The organism is Ensifer adhaerens, assembly GCF_028993555.1.
Lineage (GTDB): Bacteria > Pseudomonadota > Alphaproteobacteria > Rhizobiales > Rhizobiaceae > Ensifer > Ensifer adhaerens_I.
On sequence record NZ_CP118611.1, the window covers coordinates 1,648,230 to 1,667,075 of the forward strand.

The 18,846-nt window shown below is 62.2% G+C and carries 16 protein-coding genes; 1 reads left to right on the plus strand and 15 read right to left on the minus strand.

The window, feature by feature from the left end; all coding sequences use genetic code 11:
* Nucleotides 1-5: 5 nt before the first annotated feature.
* The 15 genes from PWG15_RS27650 to PWG15_RS27720 all read right to left on the minus strand — a co-directional run bounded on the left by PWG15_RS27650 (nucleotide 6) and on the right by PWG15_RS27720 (nucleotide 17,256).
* Nucleotides 6-1,037, minus strand: a complete 1,032-nt coding sequence (locus PWG15_RS27650) for an LLM class flavin-dependent oxidoreductase (protein ID WP_275024710.1) — start codon at nucleotides 1,035-1,037, stop codon at nucleotides 6-8.
* An 11-nt stretch (nucleotides 1,038-1,048) separates the two neighbouring features.
* Nucleotides 1,049-1,984 (minus strand): ABC transporter substrate-binding protein, encoded by a 936-nt coding sequence (locus PWG15_RS27655; protein WP_275024711.1) that lies wholly within the window; start codon nucleotides 1,982-1,984, stop codon nucleotides 1,049-1,051.
* 68 nt (nucleotides 1,985-2,052) lie between these two features.
* A complete protein-coding gene (locus tag PWG15_RS27660; RefSeq protein ID WP_275024712.1) occupies nucleotides 2,053-2,997 on the minus strand; it encodes an ABC transporter substrate-binding protein in 945 nt (314 codons plus the stop codon).
* A gap of 73 nt (nucleotides 2,998-3,070) precedes the next feature.
* Entirely contained in the window at nucleotides 3,071-4,846 is a 1,776-nt protein-coding gene (locus tag PWG15_RS27665; protein ID WP_275024713.1) for an amino acid ABC transporter permease/ATP-binding protein, read from the minus strand.
* A 42-nt stretch (nucleotides 4,847-4,888) separates the two neighbouring features.
* The gene (locus PWG15_RS27670; protein WP_275024714.1) at nucleotides 4,889-5,440 is read right to left on the minus strand and encodes a GNAT family N-acetyltransferase; all 552 of its coding nucleotides are present in this window, start codon (nucleotides 5,438-5,440) and stop codon (nucleotides 4,889-4,891) included.
* A gap of 22 nt (nucleotides 5,441-5,462) precedes the next feature.
* Nucleotides 5,463-6,650 carry a M20 aminoacylase family protein gene (locus PWG15_RS27675; protein WP_275024715.1) on the minus strand — a complete coding sequence of 396 codons (1,188 nt, stop codon included), beginning with the start codon at nucleotides 6,648-6,650 and terminating at the stop codon, nucleotides 5,463-5,465.
* A 20-nt stretch (nucleotides 6,651-6,670) separates the two neighbouring features.
* On the minus strand, nucleotides 6,671-8,020 hold the full coding sequence (locus tag PWG15_RS27680; protein WP_275024716.1) for an LLM class flavin-dependent oxidoreductase: 1,350 nt from the start codon (nucleotides 8,018-8,020) through the stop codon (nucleotides 6,671-6,673).
* A gap of 21 nt (nucleotides 8,021-8,041) precedes the next feature.
* Nucleotides 8,042-9,037, minus strand: a complete 996-nt coding sequence (locus PWG15_RS27685) for an MsnO8 family LLM class oxidoreductase (protein WP_275024717.1) — start codon at nucleotides 9,035-9,037, stop codon at nucleotides 8,042-8,044.
* Nucleotides 9,038-9,492: 455 nt separating this feature from the next.
* Nucleotides 9,493-10,053 carry an FMN reductase gene (msuE, locus tag PWG15_RS27690; RefSeq protein ID WP_275024718.1) on the minus strand — a complete coding sequence of 187 codons (561 nt, stop codon included), beginning with the start codon at nucleotides 10,051-10,053 and terminating at the stop codon, nucleotides 9,493-9,495.
* A 252-nt stretch (nucleotides 10,054-10,305) separates the two neighbouring features.
* A complete protein-coding gene (locus tag PWG15_RS27695) occupies nucleotides 10,306-10,932 on the minus strand; it encodes a dual specificity protein phosphatase family protein (protein WP_275027230.1) in 627 nt (208 codons plus the stop codon).
* 17 nt (nucleotides 10,933-10,949) lie between these two features.
* Nucleotides 10,950-11,843, minus strand: coding sequence for an inositol monophosphatase family protein (locus PWG15_RS27700; protein WP_275024719.1), 894 nt, complete (start codon nucleotides 11,841-11,843; stop codon nucleotides 10,950-10,952).
* 68 nt (nucleotides 11,844-11,911) lie between these two features.
* Nucleotides 11,912-13,039: an ABC transporter substrate-binding protein gene (locus tag PWG15_RS27705; RefSeq protein WP_275024720.1), complete on the minus strand. Its 1,128-nt coding sequence runs from the start codon at nucleotides 13,037-13,039 to the stop codon at nucleotides 11,912-11,914.
* A 42-nt stretch (nucleotides 13,040-13,081) separates the two neighbouring features.
* Nucleotides 13,082-14,218 (minus strand): ABC transporter substrate-binding protein, encoded by a 1,137-nt coding sequence (locus tag PWG15_RS27710; protein ID WP_275024721.1) that lies wholly within the window; start codon nucleotides 14,216-14,218, stop codon nucleotides 13,082-13,084.
* 54 nt (nucleotides 14,219-14,272) lie between these two features.
* On the minus strand, nucleotides 14,273-15,406 hold the full coding sequence (locus tag PWG15_RS27715) for an ABC transporter ATP-binding protein (RefSeq protein WP_275024722.1): 1,134 nt from the start codon (nucleotides 15,404-15,406) through the stop codon (nucleotides 14,273-14,275).
* The gene (locus PWG15_RS27720) at nucleotides 15,406-17,256 is read right to left on the minus strand and encodes an ABC transporter permease (RefSeq protein WP_275024723.1); all 1,851 of its coding nucleotides are present in this window, start codon (nucleotides 17,254-17,256) and stop codon (nucleotides 15,406-15,408) included. The genes PWG15_RS27715 and PWG15_RS27720 overlap by 1 nt, the downstream gene beginning before the upstream one ends.
* A 598-nt stretch (nucleotides 17,257-17,854) precedes the next feature.
* Here PWG15_RS27720 and PWG15_RS27725 point away from each other — a divergent pair.
* The gene (locus tag PWG15_RS27725; RefSeq protein ID WP_275024724.1) at nucleotides 17,855-18,844 is read left to right on the plus strand and encodes a LacI family DNA-binding transcriptional regulator; all 990 of its coding nucleotides are present in this window, start codon (nucleotides 17,855-17,857) and stop codon (nucleotides 18,842-18,844) included.
* Nucleotides 18,845-18,846: the final 2 nt, after the last annotated feature.

Below are 18,846 nucleotides of genomic sequence, written 5' to 3' on the forward strand. Positions count from 1 at the left end.
TCTTGCTAGGCCGCCCTTTGGTCGGCCGGAGACCACCCGAGTTCCGGAGCGATGCGGGTGACGAAGTCATGAACGATCTGGCGGTAGTCGTCGTCTTCGAACTCGTAGGGAAGTTCGAGCCTGAGTTCGTGGACACGCGGCAGGATCGGGTCTGCAAACAACCGTTCGAGAATCTCTTCCGAGGTGCCGACGAGGTCACGGGCATAAAGCGTTCGTCGTTCACCCTGCGGCGTCAGCGTTCGTTCAGTACGCCCGGCAGAATAGTCCAGATAGCGCCTGCGCGTTTTCGCATCCGCGCTGTCGAGCGGAACAATCACCCGGCCCAAAGCGACCCTTCTGTCCTCGCCGCCGGCCGCCCGATAGGTCTCGAGCTGGCGCCGCTGCGCGACGAAGAAATCGTCGGTCCCCTCCCCGGTCGTAACGTTGCCGATCAGGAGATTGAGGCCGCTGCGCCCCGCCCAGCCGGCGGACTTCAGCGAGCCGCCGCCGTACCAGATGCGGTCCGTCAATCCTTTTGCATGTGGCTGAAGCCGGGGGCGCTGCGGGCCGAACGGCGTCTTGATGAAGGTGTCTTCGTCGCCGATCGGCTGGCCGCGCAGATTTTCGACAAAGCGTAGGACACGCGCGTGGGTAAAGTCGAAACTCTCCCAGCCATCGTCGAAGACAAGGCGGCCGATCAGGTCGGCATGCAGCGGACGTCCGGCGCTGAGACCAATGTTCAGGCGCCCCCGCGAAAGCACATCGACTGTCGAGAGATCCTCGGCGAGCCGGTAAGGGCTTTCGTAGCCGATCGGTATAACCGCCGTGCCAAGCTCGATGCGGCTGGTCCTCTGGGTCGCAGCCGCGAGAAAGGCAGCGGCCGACGATATGCCGGGTTCCAGATGTCTCTGGCGCACCCAGGCGCTGGCAAAGCCCAATGCCTCGCCATATTGCAGGAGCGCCAGGGTTTTTTCGAGCCCGTCCAGCGGATCGTCAGCGGGGTAGTTGCCGGGGCTCAAGAAGCCGATATGGCCGATCGATATCTTGTTCTGCGTCACGCGAGCGCTCCCTAGAATTTCGGCAGACCGGGCGGATTGGTTTCGGATTTCGGCAGGGCCTCCTCCTGGAGGTGCCAACGTTCCAGTACCTTGCCGTAAGTGCCATCCTCGATCAGGCCATTGGTGGCGATCGTCAGAGCGTTGGCGAGCCCGCTGCCCTTGCGTGTGGTGATCGCCACGTCCGAACGCTCAGGCCAGCCGGCGCTCAAGGTCCCGACACGTTTGATGTTGTTGTCGCGGGCGGCGATGAAGACGAGTTGCGCATGCGGCTGAACAATGACGTCTGCCCGCCCGGAGGCGAGTGCCACGAGGCTCGTCGCCTCGTCGTCATAGTATTGCAGTTCCAACGGTTTCAATCCCGCGGCGACATTTTCGTCGCTCCATTTGAGCAGGATGCGCTCCTGGTTGGTGCCGGCGCCGACAATGATCCTGAGACCCGCGGCATTCTTCGGCTCCTTGATCGAAGTGATACCGCTATCGGATTTGACGAAGAAGCCATGCAACCCCTGGCGATAGGTCGAGAAATCGAACTTCTCCTTGCGCTGTTCGGTGACACCGACATTCGAGATCACGGCATCGTACTTGCCGGAGGTCAGCCCAAGCGGCCAGTCGATCCAGGCGACGGGAACGAGTTCGAGCTCGAGGCCAAGGCTGTTGGCGACTGCACCGGCATATTCCGGATCCGCGCCAATCACCGTGCGTGCGTCGGTAGCGTAGGTGGCAAGCGGCGGGCCGCCAGGGCTGACGGCGACCGTGAACTTGCCTGGCGTAACAAACTTGAAGTCCGCGGGGATGGCCGCGACTGCGGTTTCGTTGCGAACGGCATGGACCCGGCCAGGCTGTTCGGGGCTGAGATCAAAGCCGGTGTCGGCCTGCGCCGAGCCAACATGGAGAAGAGCTGCCGTGGCGGCGGCGAGAAGAGTGCGAAAGCGGGGCGTGCCGTTCATGCTGTGGGTCTCCGAATGAAGTGCAGAAGCTGGACCGGCGGCGCCGCCGCCGATCCACTGAGGTCGAATCAGGAACCGCTCTTCGGCAGACCGGGCGGGTTCGTCTGCGCGGCATCGACGGCCTCTGCACCGAGGCTCCAGCGCTTCAGCACCTCGCCATATTTGCCGCTCTTGATCAGGTCGCTGAGCGCGATGGTGACGGCATCGGCGAGGCCACCGCCCTTGCGGGTCGTCACGGCGATCTCGGCCGTCAGCGGCCAGCCGCCGCTGACGATGCCGACGACCTTCGTGTCGTTCCTGATCGATGCGGCATAGGCTCTGGTGGCGTTCGGATTGAACTCGACATCGGCGCGGCCCGACTGCAAGGCGAGATCGCTGGCCGCGCGATCGTCGTAGTACTGCACCTCGATCGGCTTCAGGCCTGCGGCCACATTCTGCCGGTCCCATTCCAGGATGATCTTTTCCTGGTTGGTGCCGGCTCCGGTGATCACCTTCAGCCCGGCGACGTCCTTCGGTTCCTTGATCTCGGTGATCTTGCTGTCGGACTTGACGAAGAAGCCGAGTACGTCCTTGCGATAGGTGGAGAAATCGAACTTCTCCTTGCGCTCCTCGGTCACGGTGACGTTGCTGATCACGGCGTCGTATTTGCCGGAGCTGACGCCGAGCGGCCAGTCCGCCCAGGCGACGGGCACGAGCTCGAGTTCGAGACCGAAGCTATCGGCGAGCAGCGAGGCGATATCCGGATCCGCGCCGACCACGGTCTTGGAGTCCGATGCGTAAGTGGCAATCGGCGGATCCCAAGGGTTGACGGCAATGGTGAACTTGCCCGGGTTGACGAACTTGAAGTCGGAACCGATCGCATTAACTGCCGCCTCGTTCTTTTCGGCGCGAATGCGGTTGGAGGTATCGGGGCTGAGGTCGAACTTTTCCTGGGCGCTGGCCGTGGCGATACCGAACGTCGCAGCGGCGACGACGCCAGCGAGCAACAACTTTGCAGTGTCAAGCATTCTCATATCTTGCTCCTTTTCCATTACTGGTTGAGTAAATTGACAGACCTCGCCTATCGGGAACGTCCGTCAGGTTCTTTCAAAGCACGCGCGCCAGAAATTCGCGGGTGCGCGGGTGCTTTGCATGGGTGAAAATCTCGGCCGGCGGGCCCGCTTCCAGCACCCGGCCCGCCTCCATGAAGACCACGGTGTCGGCAACCTCGCGGGCAAAGCCGACCTCATGGGTAACGATCACCAGCGTCGTGCCGGTGCGCGCCAGTTCCTTGATCACATCCAGCACTTCGCCGACGAGTTCCGGATCAAGTGCGGAGGTCGGCTCGTCGAAGAGCAGCACCTTCGGTCTGAGGGCCAAGGCACGGGCGATCGCGACGCGCTGTTGCTGCCCGCCCGAAAGCTGGCGCGGATAGGCATTGATCTTGTCGCTCAAGCCGATGCGGGCGAGCAATTCCTGGGCGATGCGTACCGCCTCGTCCCGCCCGAGGCCGCGCACGTGCAGCGGCGCCTCGATCAGATTTTCGAGCACGGTCAAGTGTGGGAAAAGATTGAAGTTCTGGAACACCATGCCGATATCGGCGCGGCGCTTCAGGATGTCCTTTTCTTTGAGCTCGTAAAGTGTATCGCCCTTCTGGCTGTAACCGACGAGTTCGTCGTCGATCGAGATGAAGCCATCATCGACGCGTTCGAGGTGATTGATCGTTCGAAGCAGGGTCGACTTGCCCGAACCGGAAGGACCAAGGATAGCGGTGACGCTGCCCGCCTCAAGGTTCAGCTCGACGCCATCCAGAACCTTGAGAGATCCGAAACTCTTGGAGATGCCATGCACATGCACGGCGCCGCCGGAGCGGAAGGCCTGCGCGTCGCGAAAGCCGGTCTTGACCACGGCAGCGCTCTGGGGAGCGGCATCCGGCAACGGTCGGCGGAAGCGTGCGATCAATGACTGGAACGGCAAGGGCACGGGATTGCGGACGGCCCCTTTCGAAAAATAGCGCTCGATGTAGTGCTGGGCGATCGAAAGCCCGGTCATGATCACCAGATACCAGACGGTCGCGACCATCAGCAGCGGGATGACTTCGAGATTGCGGCGGTAGATGACCTGGACCGTATAGAACAGCTCGGGCAACGCCAGCACATAGACCATCGACGTGCTCTTCGCGAGACCGATGATCTCGTTGAAGCCGGTGGGCAGGATCGAGCGCATGGCCTGCGGAAGCACGATGCGGAAGGCCTGGCGACGGCGAGGCAGCCCGAGCGCTGCTGCCGCCTCATGCTGTCCTTGGTCGACGGCGAGTATGCCGCCGCGCACGATCTCGGCGAAGAAGGCAGCCTGGTTAAGTGTCAGTCCCAGGAAAGCAGCAGCGAAGGGCGTCAGAAGCTGCGTCGTCGGGTAGTGGAACCACGCGGCCTCGGTAAAGGGCACGCCGATGCTGATCGTCTCGTAGAGATAGCCGAGATTGTTGAGCACCAGCAGAAGCACGATCAGCGGGATGGAACGAAGCAGCCAGATGTAGCCGAAGGAAAGGCCCGACAGCAGAGGCGACCTCGATACGCGGGCGAGCGCCAGCGCCGTGCCGAGAAGCGAGCCGGAAACGGTTGCGAGCGCCGTCAGAAGAAGGGTCCGGCCGAGGCCCGCCAGGACCGGCTCGGCGAAAAACCATTCCGCGAAGACCGGCCAGCCCCAGCGCGGATTGGTCAGCACCGAATAGAGCACACCGGCAATGACGAGGGCTGCAAAAAGCGTCCCGAGCGTACGCCCCGGGTGGCGTGCCGGCACGATGCGGAAATGGGCGTAACCGGGATTCGGTTCACTGGTCCGCCTAGTGGCGGGCACGCCGGCGAGATCGGTCAGAACTGCCATGATGGATTCCTCTCCTGAAATCTGTTGAGGCGGCCGCTGGTACTAGACGTGGTTCACGGCTTGTGGCTTTGACGGAGGCGTGTCGCCGATAAGCGTGAGTGACACCACGAGATGCGTAATGTCCTTCTCGAACGGCAGCGTCTTGTAGGCTTCAGGATCAGCCTCAACGTCGAAGAGCGCGGTGTAGCCGTTCGCAAGGTAGAGGCCGACGGCTTCGGGCTGGCGAAACCCGGTCGTCAGATAGATGCGTGAATAGCCTTGCCGCGCCGCCTGCGCTTCGAGCTCGAGCAGCACCTTTCGCGCCAGGCCCTGGCGGCGCAAATCCGATCGCGTCCAGATGCGCTTGAACTCGGCGGTGCGATCGTCATAGTGCTTGAAGGCGCCGCCACCGATCGCTTGCCCGTCGCGCATCAACAGCACGAAGTTGCCGTGCGGCGACGCGAAGGCTTCTGGCGGGTAGCGGTTCATCTCGGCTGCCGCCCCTTCTTCGCTGAAGTAGGTGCCGTAGCGACTATCATATTCGAAGATGAGTTCATCGATCAGCGGCTTGGCGCGCGGGTCGAGGGGCGTGGTGTAGAGAAACGTGTCGCTCATGTCTTTCGCCATCCCGTGTTCGTTATGCGAGGAAGGTTTCCACCAGCCGAACCCAATAGCGGGCCGCCGGTGCGATGATCGCGTCGTTGAAGTCGTATTGGGCGCTGTGAAGCGGCGCGCTGTCGCCGTTGCCAACGAAGGCGTAGTTGCCCGCCTTTTCCTCCAGGAAGAACGCGAAGTCTTCGCTGGCCGTCCGCGGCTTGAAGTCGCCGATGATCGTGTCCTGACCAAGAGCCTGAACCGCGACATTGCGGGCGAAATCCGTTTCGCGCCGATGGTTGACGAGCGCCGGGAACCCGAGCCGGTAGTCGACCTCGGCCTTTGCACCGAAGCTCTCGGCCTGCGCGCGCGCCAGTGCCTGCACGCGTTCGCCGAGCAGGCGTCGAACCTCGCCGTTGAAGGCGCGTAGAGTGAGCTTCAGCGATACGCTCTCGGGGATGACGTTCGATGCCTGGCCGCCGTGAATGGAGCCGACCGTGACGACGGCCATATGCTGCGGATCGACATTGCGCGAGACCAGGCTCTGAAGCGCCGTGATCAGCGATGCCGTCGCCAGCACCGGATCAACCGTCAGATGCGGCTCGGCCCCATGGCCGCCCTTGCCGACCACCGTGATGTTCGCCTGATCGACCGACGCCATGGCCGGTCCTTCAACGAAGCCGAAACGGCCGGCCGGCACCCCCGGCCAATTGTGCAGGCCGAAGACCACATCGACGCGGAACCGCTCGAACAGGCCCTCCGACAGCATTCTTCGCGCACCAGCGCCGATTTCCTCGGCCGGCTGGAAGATCAGCCGCAGCGTACCGTCAAAACGCCCCTCACCCGCCAGAAAGCGGGCTGCGGCAAGCAGGATCGCCGTATGCCCGTCATGGCCGCAGGCGTGCATCACGCCCTTGCTGCGGCTGGCATAGGTTAAACCGGTTGCCTCCTCGATCGGCAGCGCATCCATGTCCGCGCGAAGGCCGATCGACTTCTCGCCACTCCCGCGCCGGAGCGTGGCGACGATACCGGTTCCGGCGATGCCGCGGCTCACCTCATATCCCCAGGAGGCGAGCAGATCGCCCACCTGGCTGCTGGTGCGCTTTTCCTGGAAAGCGAGTTCCGGATGCTGGTGCAGGTCGCGGCGGATCGCGACGATCTCGTCAATGAAAGCGGCTAGGCCCCGTTCGACGGCGGCGGATCTTTGGGTATTGGTGACAATCAGGTTCATAGGATTTGTTCGTCGGCTCCTCAAGCGCCGACGGCCTTCCCCCGCTCAACGGTCGGCGCAGATTGCGCGTAGCGGCTTTCGCGGTAGACGAGCCCCAAATGATCACGGAGCGTCGCCCCCTCGAGCCTTGGATTGAAATAGCCACGACGTTCCAGGATCGGCAGCACATGTGCGACGAAGTCGGCGAGACCTTCGGCGATCACCGGAAAGCCGAGGATGAAGCCGTCGGCGGCATCCTGATCGATCCATCTGATGATCTCGTCGGCGATATGCTCTGCCGTGCCGATGAAGGCGGTTCTCGGTGTGGCGACATCGAGCGCGATCTCGCGCAGAGTCGCCCCGGTTTCGCGGGCCGCCTTTTTGATGCGGTCCGTGGTTGCCCGGAAGCTGTTCTTGCCGATATCCCCGATATCAGGAAACGGCTCGTCCAGCGGATAGGCGCTGAAGTCGTGATGGTCGAAGAAGCGACCGAGATAGAGCAACGCCTCCTCGATCGTCACGAGATCGCGGATTGCGCGGTGCTTCGCCTCGGCCTCCTCGGCCGTTGCTCCGACGATCGGGCCGATGCCCGGGAAGATGCCGATCTCCGCAGCACGGCGCCCCTGCGCCACCGCACTTTGCTTGACCTGCTTGTAGAAGACCTTCGCGTCTTCGATCGGGCCGCCATTGGTGAACACGGCATCGGCATGTTTGCCCGCAAGCCGGATCCCGGAATCGGAGGCTCCTGCCTGGAACACCACCGGCTGCCCCTGTCTGGAGCGTTCGATGTTGAGCGGGCCCTCGATCCGGAAGAAACGCCCCTTGTGGTTCAACCGGCGCAGCTTCGACTTGTCGGCATAGACGCCGGTTGCCCTGTCACGCACGAAGGCGTCGTCGTCCCAACTGTCCCAGAGGCCCTTGATCACGTCGAGATATTCGTCGGCAATCTCGTAGCGCAGCTCATGTTCCGGGTGCTCGCGGCCGTAGTTGCGGCCGGAGCCTTCAAGCGGCGAGGTCACTGCATTCCAGCCCGCGCGGCCGCCGCTGATGAGGTCGAGCGAGGCGAATTGCCGGGCGATTGTGAACGGGTCGCTGTAGGAGGTCGAAACCGTGCCGACCAGGCCGATCTTCGAGGTCGAAGCGGCGAGTGCCGACAGGATGGTCAGTGGCTCGAAGCGGTTGAGGAAATGCGGGATCGACTGCTCGTTGATGTAGAGGCCGTCCGCGACGAAGGCGAAGGCGATGCCGGCGGCTTCGGCCTTTCGCGCCGTTTCGACGAAGAAGTCAAAATTGACGCTCGCGTCCGCCGGGCCGCTTGGATGTTTCCAGGCGTTCATATGCCCGCCCGGCCCTTGCAACATGATGCCGAAATTCACGTTCTTCTTGGTCATGGCAGATCCTTCCCGGAAAATTCAGGCGGCGAGAGAAAGCCGTTCCCGCGCGATGAGTTCGATCGAGGCGAAGCGCTCGCTGGCGCTGACCGCAGGGGTGTCGATGACGAATTCCTTGACGCCGTAGCGTCGGTGCAGCTCGTCGAATTCCTGGCGAACCTGCCGCGCCGTGCCGGTGAGCACGCTCGGCGTCTTCTCCTCGACGCGGTAGTCGGCAATCCCGGCCTGACGAGCGAATTCGGCAGCCTGCTCCTCACTGCCGACATTGACACTCTGGCCGTTTGCAAGCAGCACCTTGAAAATCTTCAGGTCCGCGACGCGTTCGCGTGCCCGCTGTTCGCTTTCGGCCGCGAACGCCGCGAGAGCAAGAAGCGGTCGGTCGCCCCTGGTTGCGCGGTCATAGGCGTCGAAGGTTTTCTGCAGATTGTCCGGATCGCCGTTGAGGTGGCCGGCGAAGACAAGCTTCCAGCCCTTTTGGGCAGCCAGCAACGCGCTGTCGACACTCGCGCCCAGCAGAAAGCGCTCCGGCGCGACGGACGGCAGCGGCGTCGCCAACAGCTCCGAAGCCGCCTCGCCCTCTGCCAGCAAATAGCGGTTGAGCTCGGCCAACTGCTCCGGGAAGCTCGGCCGCAAAGCCGGATCAACTCCGACCTGCAACGCTTTGGTGGAGAACGGAAAACCACCGGGTGCCTTGCCGACGCCGAGATCGACCCGGGAAGGCGCGAGACTGGCAAGCAGGTTGAAGGTCTCGGCGACCTTGTAGGCACTGTAGTGCTGCAGCATGACGCCGCCGGAACCGATGCGGATCTTCGACGTCCTCGCCAGGAGGTAGGCGATCAAGGTTTCCGGCGCAGAGCTCGCAAGGCCGGCTATGTTATGGTGCTCCGCGACCCAGAAGCGGTGGTAGCCCCATTCCTCCGCCTTCACGGCAAGGTTGGCCGTCGTATGCAGAGCCTGGGTCGGCGTGCCTCCTGGATCGACGGGACTTTTGTCGAGAAGGCTGAGCAGATAGGACATGGTTCGCAGTTCCACCACGGTTGACGACATAAATACATTAAATACATAATTTTTATAGATTATAGGAATGACGTTCTCTTTGGCTGCCCGAAACAAGAAAAGTTGCCGCTTTCATTCACATACCGAGAGGCGTCTTTCTCCAATCCGGAGACGTCGTTTCGAGGGATGATTCCGGGCCGCGGTCCCTGTGCGAGACCGGTCCTGGATGCAGATGTACGGAGATGCGAGGATATTGGAGCCGGAGCGTTGCGGTGCACCGCGGGCATGACACCGACCGGCGTCGTTGCAGTTGCACCCCGTGGAGCTAGGCCGCCTGCTGCTTCGATAGAAGGCGCGGCCTGAGGCGAAACTCGTTCGCCACTACACGTGCTGGTGCGTGGTCACGGCGAGGTGCTGCCTTCCCGAACAAAGAAGGCAGAGCCATGGTCAAGCTAGGCATTCCGCTCGAGCAAGGCTCAAGCTGCGAAACCGACACTCTTGTCGGCTGCCGGAAGGATGTTGGCGAGGTCAGACAAAAGATCCTCGAAGCGAGCCGTCAAACGCGAAGGCGCGATCTTGTAATCCTTGAAATCGACGTCCGATGCATAGATTGCCGTTGGAAGCGTCCGTGCGCTAAAAAAACCAAAGAGGGGACGGAGCTGATGCTCCACGACCAACGCGTGCCGGTCACCCCCGCCGGTTGCGGTCAGGATCACCGGTTTGCCCCTGAGTTCGTGCGGATCGATCAGATCGAACAGGTGCTTGAAGAGACCGGGATAGGATCCTTTGTATGTCGGGGAGCCGACGAGCAGGACATCTGCAGAAACAACGGCTTCGACAACCCGTTTCGCCTGCTCGTCCAGGTCCTTGCGCCAAAGCGCACGTCCAAGCGACGGCCCGACATCATTCAGATCGTAGAGCCCAGTCTCCACGGCATATCGCGCCCCGATCAGCGTGGCGATGTGCTCACTGAGGGCGTAGGTTTTCGATGGGCGATTGAAACTGCCAGCAATACCAACGAGCCTGGGGGTAGACATGGGGTCCCTCCGATTTGCCCCAATATTTCTCTATTAATTTTGTCAATTAAAGAAAACACCCACTCTTTCGGGATCGTTTGTTGAAAAGTTTGCCTGCGCCAGATCGGATCGCCGCGCAGCAGAGATGCGCGCATGTTGCCCGGCTCATCCTCCGGTCGTTCGCGCGAACCCTTGCAAACGAATCAAACTCGCAGAGGCGAGGCGCAGCTACCGCAACCACGCCTCTCGAAAGTCTCTGGCGGAGGTTTCCGGTCAGGCTTGCTCTATTGTCCGCGCCCAGGCCGCGGCCCGTCGCGCCGAGGCCTCCAGCACCGGTTTGGGTGCCTTGTACCACTCGTCCTCAGGGATAGCACGTCTGTTGCGGACAAAGGCTATCGCTGCTTCCAGGGACGGAAATTCGTCCGGCAGTGTCAGATGCAGAAAAAGCGATACCACAGCGACGGAACGCGAGCGCCCGCCGCGGCAATTGACGAGCACGCTGCCGCGCTCACGCCGGGGATAGGATGGTTTCTCCGGCAGGATCTGTTCGAGTGCTGCCCGCAGGATGTAGTGGGCCGCGAGCATCTGCGTCTCCGGATTTCCATCGCCGTCGATCAGTCCGATCTTGTAGTAGCGGATCTCACCGGGGCCATGGATGCTGTTGCGGTGGTCTGCAACAAGCTGCGGCTGGCAGACGAAGTTGAAATCGAGATTGACCGCACAGTTGACGACGGTGGTGATGCCGTTTTCGCGCAGAAGGTCGAGATCGCTTGCCCCCTCCTTGCCGGCGATGAAGAGGTCAACGCCATAGGTCGGATGCTTCGCATAGATGAGACTGAGTTTTGGCAGCTCGCGGCTGGGCGTGCCGCCTGCTGGGGCATCACTGAAACTGTCGAGCATGTTTTCCTCATCTGTTTTCATGACGCCGATGCCTTGGCGCTGCGGCCAGCCGAGATTGCCGCGCCGATACGGTTCAAGGTCGGATAGTCGCCGCCGTGGCCGTAGGCGAGATAGCCCGGGCAAAGGTAGTCGATGGTTCCGTCCGGCACCTTTCCAAGCGTCAGCGGCTCATAGCGTCCGCCGGCGTTCTTCAGGATCAGCGTCGCTGCGGCCACGTCCCACGCATTGACGCCGAAACCGGCCGCCGCGTCACAGAAGCCGGCCGCCACATGGGCGATGCTGAGCGCGGCGCTGCCCGGTCTGCGCAGGGTCGAGAAGGTCTCGACGAGGTCGCCAAGGCGCGCAAGCGCGACGTCACGGCCATCGAGGCGAAAATCTCTCGAAACGGGATAACCGGTGATCAGGGTCGCGCGGCTCTCGTCACTGACCGATTTCGAGGCGATAACCTCTCCATTGAGATAGGAGCGTTCGCTATCGGCGGCAAACAGCAGATTGGCCATCGGATCGTAAACCACCCCCGCCACGACGGCGCCCTGCTCGACCGCTGCTATCGACACGCACCAGAAGGCGAGACCGCGCGCAAAGTTGGCGGTTCCGTCGATCGGATCGACATACCACTGGATCTCGCCGGCACCGACCTGGCCGCCCTCCTCGCCGAGCATCGCCGAATTCGGTTCGTGGTCGAAGATGAAGTCGCGGATCAGGGTCTCGGCTTGTCTGTCGTGGATCGTCACGACGTCATGCAGGTCGCGCTTGTAATCGACCACCATGTCCGAGCGAAAGGCCGCAAGTAGCGGCGCGCCGACCACTCGGGCAGCACCCTCGGCAATTCTCATCAGACGGCGCGAGCGGTCGAGCCGTTCCTCGTCAACCGAGACCTTCTGGCTCACGGCCTTGTTGGCGTCGTTCATGCTCTCTTCCCATTCATGCTAAACAGCCGGCGCGACCTTTCCTCGTGATGTCGCGCCGGCCGAGGTTGCTATTTGCTGTAGTTCACGCGCCAGAAGTCCTGCCATTCCTCGCGTCGGTCGAAATCATCGAGGCCGGTGGCCGCGTCGTAGGGGAACAGGCGGTCCGCCACTTCCATGATCCCCGACGGCTCGTCGGCCGGCATCTTGATGTCGATATTGGTCGGCAGCTTGCCGTCCTTCATCTGCGGGGCGATGCCCTCTTCCGTCAGCACGTAATGGATGAAGAGCTTTGCGGCATTCGGGCTTGCCGATTTGGAGGCGACAAGACCGAGTTTGGTGTAGGTCCAGCCGACCCACGGCTGAAGCTCGGTGCAGAGCCCGAGTTTGTAGCCCTTGCCTTCGTTGTCGCGGAATTTGGCGGAACTCAAGAGCCCGAAGAAGGGTTCCTTCTGGCCAGCGGCGCCGACCGCTTCGGCGACCGGATCGTCGCCGTCTGTCACGAGCGGACCGTTTTGTGCGAGAGCCTTGATCCAGGCCGCCGCCGCACTTTTCTCCGCGGTTTCGAGATCCTTGCCGAAGTGGACCTTGTACGCCTCTTTCACCGCATTGTCGGCGTGCTTTTCCAGCTGGTTGAACCAGTCGGTGTAGGTGCTCTTGGTCAGGGGATCGACCAATGCGATCTTGCCCTTCCACTTCGCTTCCGTCAGCTCCCAGATGTTGCCGACCGGGCATTTGTCATAGGCTTCGGTGTTGTAGGCCCAGACGTTGGCATTGGTCGAAATCGCCAGCGGGTTCTGGAAGGCTTCCGGTATCTTGTCCTTCATGTCGCCGGGCAGATAGCTTTCGACAAAACCCTGCGGCAGGAGCTGTGCCAGTGCCGCCGGCGCGTCGGTGATCAGCGCGACGTCGCCCTGAACGTTGCCGGCCTGGGCCTCGCGGATGATCATTTCCAACTGGCTATTGGCCGAGACTTTGACGCCGGTTGCCTTGACACCGTATTTGGCGGTGAAAGCCTCGGCCATCTCGACGATCTTGCCGGTGCTGTCATAGACGTTGATCGGCTTTTCCTTTTTTGCGGCCTCGATGAGCGCGTCGAGATCGAACGCGTCCTCGGCGCGCGCCTCGACTGCGATGGCCGTCGTCAGGGCGGCAAATGCCGCCCCGATCGCCAGAAAGCTGCTCTTGTCTTTTTTCATGGTCTCCCCTCCCAAGGATACCGTTTCAAAGGGTGCACGCAGTTATTTCTGATAGCTGAGCCGCCAGAGGTCCTGCCAGGTCTCGCGCGCGTCCCAGTCCTCGAGGCTGGTTGCCATCTGGTAGGGCATGACCTGGTCGAGCACGGCGCCGATGCCCGACGGCTCGTCGGCCGGCAGCGCGACATCCTTGTTGGTCGACATTTTCCCGTCTTCCGCCTGCGGCGCGATGCCTTCGGCCGTCATGACGTAGTGGATAAAGAGCTTCGAGGCGTTCGGGCTGTTGGTGCCCTTGGTGATCAACCCGACCCCCGGGTACATCCAGCCGAGCCAAGGCTTCAGGTCCTTGCAAAGGCCGAGCTTCATGCCCTTTTCGGCATTGTCGCGGAACTTCGCCGAGCTCATCAGCCCCATGAATGGTTGTGACTGCCCCGGCGCGCCGACCGCATCGGCGGCGGCCGCATCGGCATCGGTGAGCAAGGGAGCATTGGCGGCAAGCGCCTTCACCCAGGTGGCTGTCGCGCTGCCATCGTCGGTTTCGAGTTCCTTGCCGTAGAGATCCTTGTAGGCGGCGGCCACCTTGTCGTCGCCGTGCTTGGCCATCTGGTTGAACCAGTCGACATAGGACGCCTTGCCGAGCGGGTCCTGCATCGCGACCTTGCCCTTCCATTCCGGTCCAGTCAGCTGCCAGATGTTGGTGACCGGGCACTTGTCGAAGAGCTCGGTGTTGTAGGCCCAGACATTGGCGCTGGTGACCACCGTCAGCGGGTTTTGATACTCGGCGGCGATCTTTTCTGCGAGGTCCGGCGGCAGCCAGCTCTCGGCAAAACCCTGCGGAATGAGCTGGGCCATCGCGGCGGGCGCGTCGCTGATGATCGATACGTCGCCCTGGATGTTGTTGGCGCGGGCCTCGCGAATGATCATCTCGAGCTGGGCGGTTGCCTTGACCTTGGAGCCCTCGGCGCCGACGCCGTACTTCTCGGCAAAGGCCTTGGCCATCTCGACGATCTTGCCGGTGCTGTCGTAGACCGTGATCGGCGGCTCCTTGCGGGCGGCCTCGATCAGCGCGTTCAGGTCGAAGGCGTCCTGCGCCAAAGCCGGCGCGCCGACCGCCACGATGGTCGTCGCCAGCAGTGCACGCCTGAGCGCGCCTTTTGTCCTGTCTTTCGTCCGAAAATGCATCGTCTGTTCCTCCCTCAGATTATGTTTCGGTCTGGTGTTCGGCGCCGAAGCGCCTCAGTTCAGCGTGTTCTTCCGCAAGAGCGTGTCCGCCTCAGAGATGCGCCGGCCGTCCTTGTCGAAGACATGCAGCGCCTCGGGTGGCGCAAAGAATGAAACCCTGGACCCGGCCTCGACCCGCGGCAGGGCATTCGTTGTCAGGAACAGCGTATCGCTGTCGTTCCTGAGCTCGAGGATCCAGCTGCCGCCGGTCGGCAAAACGCCGGTCACCGTCATTTCGCCGCTGAAGCTGCCGGCCGGAATATCTCTGCCTTTCATCGCGTAGCCGATCGCTTCCGGCCGGATACCGACGGAACCGATGCCGCGCAGGGACGGATAGCGCTCGGCAAGATAGGCCTCGGCGGCGCGCGAAATCTCCGACACTGCCGTTGGGCCGAAGGTCACGATGTTGATTGGCGGGCTGCCGACGAACTCCGCAACGAAACGGTTTGCCGGCCGATCGTAGATATCGTTGGGCGTGCCCATCTGCTGCAGCGTGCCCTCGTTCATGACGGCGATGGTCGTTGCCAGCGTCATCGCTTCCCACTGGTCGTGGGTGACGAAGACGATGGTCGTCTTGAACTCCTTGTGGATGCGCTTGAGTTCGGCGCGCATTTCGAGACGCAGCCGCGCATCGAGGTTCGACAGCGGCTCGTCGAGCAGGAGCACGCCCGGGTTTACCGCGAGCATGCGGGCAAGCGCCACGCGCTGCTGCTGGCCGCCCGAAAGCTGCGACGGGTAGCGGTCGCGATACTTGGCGATGTCGAGAGCCTGCATGACCTTTTCGACCCGCTGCTCGCGCTCTTCCTTCGGCAGCTTGCGCAGGCGCAGGCCGAAGTCGGTGTTGCGCTCGATGGTCAGATGCGGCCAGAGCGCATAGCTCTGGAAGACGAGACCCATTTCGCGCTTTTCCGGCGGGATGAACACGCCTGCCCTCACCGAGTCGACCACACGCTCGCCGATGCGGATCTCGCCGTCGGAGAGGTTTTCGAGGCCGGCGATCATGCGCAGCGTCGTGGTCTTGCCGCAGCCGGACGGGCCGAGAAGGCACATGAATTCGCCGTCGCAGATCTCGAGGTCGAGGTTCGACACGGCATTGGCGGAATTGACACCGTAGTTTTTCTGGGCGCCGCTGAGATTGATTGTGGGCATCAGCTTCCGAGTCCTTCTGCGAGATTGGTCTTGGTCAGCTTCTGGGCTGCCAGGGTTCCGAGGTACGCGATCGCCGCGATGATGAGCACGACGGCATTGGCGGCTTGCGTGTAGTGGTAGTCGACGAGTCTCAGCGAATAGGTCGTCAGAACATCGGTGCTCGGCACGGCGAGGATGACGAAGAGGCTCAGTCCCTTGATGCCGGAGATGAAGGGCAACAGCACACCGGTGACGAGCGAGCCCTTCTGGATCGGGATGACGATCGAGATCATCCGCCGGAACCAGCCGGCACCGGCGATCTGGGCCGCCTCTTCAGGATCCTTGCCGAGCTGCGTCATGGCCGAAATGCCGGCGCGCGAGGCATAGGGCATCTGGTCGGCGATCAGCGCCAGGACCAGGATCGTGACCGTGCCATAGAGTGCCGGCATCGGTCCGCGCGGCACGGCAAACAGCGACAGGTAGGCGGCGGCAAAGGCGATGCCGGGCACCAGATAGGGCAGGAAGGTGACCTGCCGAAGATAGACCGACAGCGCCTTCACCGGTGTGCGGATGACGACATAACCGACGAGCAGTCCGAGAATGCCCGAGGTCAGGGATGCGAGACCAACGATCATGAGGGTGTTCTTTGCGGCCGCCCATAAATCCGGGCTCAGGAGCACCCCGGTCTGCAGCGCCACCGTGTGGAGATCGCGACCGATCCAGTAGTCGAGCGTGAAATTGTCGAGCGTGAACTGGGCTGGCAGCTTCATCACCGTGGACAGCGACAGGGTGAGCAGCGGCAGTCCGACGCTCAGCAGGAAGATGAGTGCGGCAAAACCAGTCGCCGGCAGGCGATACTTTCCGAGCCGGCTTTGGCGGTTCATCGATCCCTTGGAGCCGACGGTCACGAAGCGGCGGGCCTCGCGGACAAGCCGGGCATCGATCATCAGGGTGATAATGCCGATCAGCATGATCGAGGCTGCGACGACGCCGGCAACGCCGGTCTGCCGCGAGGCGATGCTGCGGAAGAGCGAGGTGGAGAGCACCTCGAATTTCACCGGCAGGCCGAGCACATAGGGCACGCCGAATTCGCCGAGGCACTTGGCGAAGATCAGCACCATCGAGGAAAGCAGTGCCGGGCGCATCAACGGCAGGATGATCTGAAGCGCAACCTGATAGCGCTTCGCTCCGAGGATTCGAGCCGAGTCTTCAAGCTGGGAATCAAAACGCCTCAGCGCCGAGCCGAACAGCAGGATGACAAAGGGCGTGTAGTGCAACGCCAGGATGATGATGATCGGGAAGCGCCCGTAGGCGACCCAGTCCGGCGGCGTCAGCCCCATCGCCTCGAACCAGCCCGGCTGGCCGCCGACCGTCCGGTTCTTGAAGAGTGTGGTCCAGGCAAGCGCAAAGGTCCAGGCCGGCAGCATGTAGGGCACGATCAGCGCCGTCGCAAACCAGCGTCGCCCGAACATGTCGGTGCGGCTGATCAGCCACGCCAGCACCGTGCCGATCAACAGCGACAGGCTGATCGCGCCAAGCGCGACCGACAATGTGTTGACGAGCGGTCGCCAGAACAGATCGACCGAAACCGGCGACAGGAACGCCCGGTCGAGATAGTAAAGCGTCAGGTCGCCGAAATCTTTGCCGAGCCGTCGCTCGTGCCCGAACTGCACCCGGACAGAATCGAGCACGATCGAGATGATTGGCACGACGATGAGGTAGGTGAACAAAAGCGCCGTCAGGACACCGATCAGTGTCGTCGGCTCCCTGGAGGCGACCTTCATGCGATACCGCCAACGCTGCCACGCCGTCGGCGCCAATGCGTCAACCGTCACCACGGATGCCTTGGCTGTTTCTGTCACTAAGGCCATGCTCTTCCCCTTAGAACTCGACATGCGCAATCGATCGCGGCGGTTGACGCCGGACGATCTTTGGAAATGCCAAACGGGGAAACAGAAATCAGACGTCACACAGTGACGCCGACATAGCCAAGAAGCCGCACACAGACCCGAGACAATCGGGTCTGCAAGGCATCCAATCCTCCCCGTTCGCAGGCAGACGCGGAAGGCCTGCCTGATGTCGGCGCCAGCTCCTCAACCGGGCCGCCATCGTCACGAACATGGATGGAACAAAAATTCCAATTTTGCGCCTTCCATAGAATGCATGATCCAACGACGAGGCATTCTTGTCAACTAAAAAATGCACACGTGAGCAATGATCTAATCATTTGTTTTCTTTGATATTTTTATGTGATGATTGTATCGCTTTGCGAACACGTGATCATTGCCTGTCCTATGCGTCGTTTCAGAGGGTCTGCGGGCTCGGCTCTCGCAAGCAGACACGTGCGTTTGAAGCCGGCCTTTGGGGTCGAAGGGCGACGTTCCCCAGGAGCTCGCCTTCACTTTTTCGTTGGAATGGGGCTGCTTTTGTGGCCCTGATGGAAACCGTCTGATTCTGCAGGGGAAAGGCATGGCAAGAGGCTTCGTGACGGCTGAAGAGGTCGCAAAACGCGCGGGCGTTTCGCGCTCTGCCGTATCGAGAACCTTTACCCCCGGGGCGAGCGTCTCCCAGTCTGTACGGCGCAAGGTTCTGAAGGCCGCCCGGGAACTCGGTTACCGGGTCAACCGCCTGGCGCAGGGGCTGAACAACGACCGCTCCAACCTTATCGGGGTCGTCGGCGCCAATCTCAGTTCGCCCTTCCATGCCAAGCAATTGGATCTTCTGAGCATCGGCCTCTTGCGCCGCGGCTTGCAGTGCCTGCTCCTCAATGCCGCCGATGCGCGCAAGGACATCGCGCCGCTGATCGAACTCTTGTTCGAGTTCCGGGCACAGGCGATCGTCGTTCTTTCGGGGGAACCGCCGGAATCGATCGTCGACCAGTGTATCGCCAATGGCGTCAGGCTGATCCTGATCAACCAGAAGCTCGATCGCACCGACACCAGCATGGTGCTGAGCGACGATTCCCGCGGCGCGGATCTTGCGGCGCTGCGCCTGATCGAGGCGCGATGCAAGAAGGTGGCGGTCGTTTCGAGCGGCAGCCACACGCCCGCTCAGGTGCGCCGCACCACGGCATTCAAGCAGAAGATGGCGACGGCCGGTATCGAAGTTGTCGCCTGGTCGGGCGGCACGACGAGTTATGAGAGCGGCTATCAGGCCGGCTGCGAAGTGCTCGTGGACGAAGCGATCGACGGCGCGTTCTGCGTCACCGATCTCCTGGCGCTCGGCTTTCTCGATGCCGCCCGCACCGAAATGCATCGCCGCATCCCCGCCGATCTGTCCGTCGTCGGTTTCGATGACATCCCGCAAGCCGGCTGGAAGAGCTATGAACTCACCACGGTCGCACAGTCCTTCACTGCGCTGACAGATCACGTGCTTGCGGCGCTCGAATCCGAAGAAATGGAAACGCGGCTTCAGGTGGTTCCGGTCGCCATGGTCGAGCGCAAGACCGCCCGGCGCTAGGA

Coding starts and splice junctions, on each gene's coding strand:
- PWG15_RS27655 (WP_275024711.1), bottom strand. CDS start 1,984: ATGAACGGCACGCCCCGCTTTCGCACTCTTCTCGCCGCCGCCACGGCA.
- PWG15_RS27660 (WP_275024712.1), bottom strand. CDS start 2,997: ATGAGAATGCTTGACACTGCAAAGTTGTTGCTCGCTGGCGTCGTCGCC.
- PWG15_RS27665 (WP_275024713.1), bottom strand. CDS start 4,846: ATGGCAGTTCTGACCGATCTCGCCGGCGTGCCCGCCACTAGGCGGACC.
- PWG15_RS27670 (WP_275024714.1), bottom strand. CDS start 5,440: ATGAGCGACACGTTTCTCTACACCACGCCCCTCGACCCGCGCGCCAAG.
- PWG15_RS27675 (WP_275024715.1), bottom strand. CDS start 6,650: ATGAACCTGATTGTCACCAATACCCAAAGATCCGCCGCCGTCGAACGG.
- PWG15_RS27680 (WP_275024716.1), bottom strand. CDS start 8,020: ATGACCAAGAAGAACGTGAATTTCGGCATCATGTTGCAAGGGCCGGGC.
- PWG15_RS27685 (WP_275024717.1), bottom strand. CDS start 9,037: ATGTCCTATCTGCTCAGCCTTCTCGACAAAAGTCCCGTCGATCCAGGA.
- msuE (WP_275024718.1), bottom strand. CDS start 10,053: ATGTCTACCCCCAGGCTCGTTGGTATTGCTGGCAGTTTCAATCGCCCA.
- PWG15_RS27695 (WP_275027230.1), bottom strand. CDS start 10,932: ATGCTCGACAGTTTCAGTGATGCCCCAGCAGGCGGCACGCCCAGCCGC.
- PWG15_RS27700 (WP_275024719.1), bottom strand. CDS start 11,843: ATGAACGACGCCAACAAGGCCGTGAGCCAGAAGGTCTCGGTTGACGAG.
- PWG15_RS27705 (WP_275024720.1), bottom strand. CDS start 13,039: ATGAAAAAAGACAAGAGCAGCTTTCTGGCGATCGGGGCGGCATTTGCC.
- PWG15_RS27710 (WP_275024721.1), bottom strand. CDS start 14,218: ATGCATTTTCGGACGAAAGACAGGACAAAAGGCGCGCTCAGGCGTGCA.
- PWG15_RS27715 (WP_275024722.1), bottom strand. CDS start 15,406: ATGCCCACAATCAATCTCAGCGGCGCCCAGAAAAACTACGGTGTCAAT.
- PWG15_RS27720 (WP_275024723.1), bottom strand. CDS start 17,256: ATGGCCTTAGTGACAGAAACAGCCAAGGCATCCGTGGTGACGGTTGAC.
- PWG15_RS27725 (WP_275024724.1), top strand. CDS start 17,855: ATGGCAAGAGGCTTCGTGACGGCTGAAGAGGTCGCAAAACGCGCGGGC.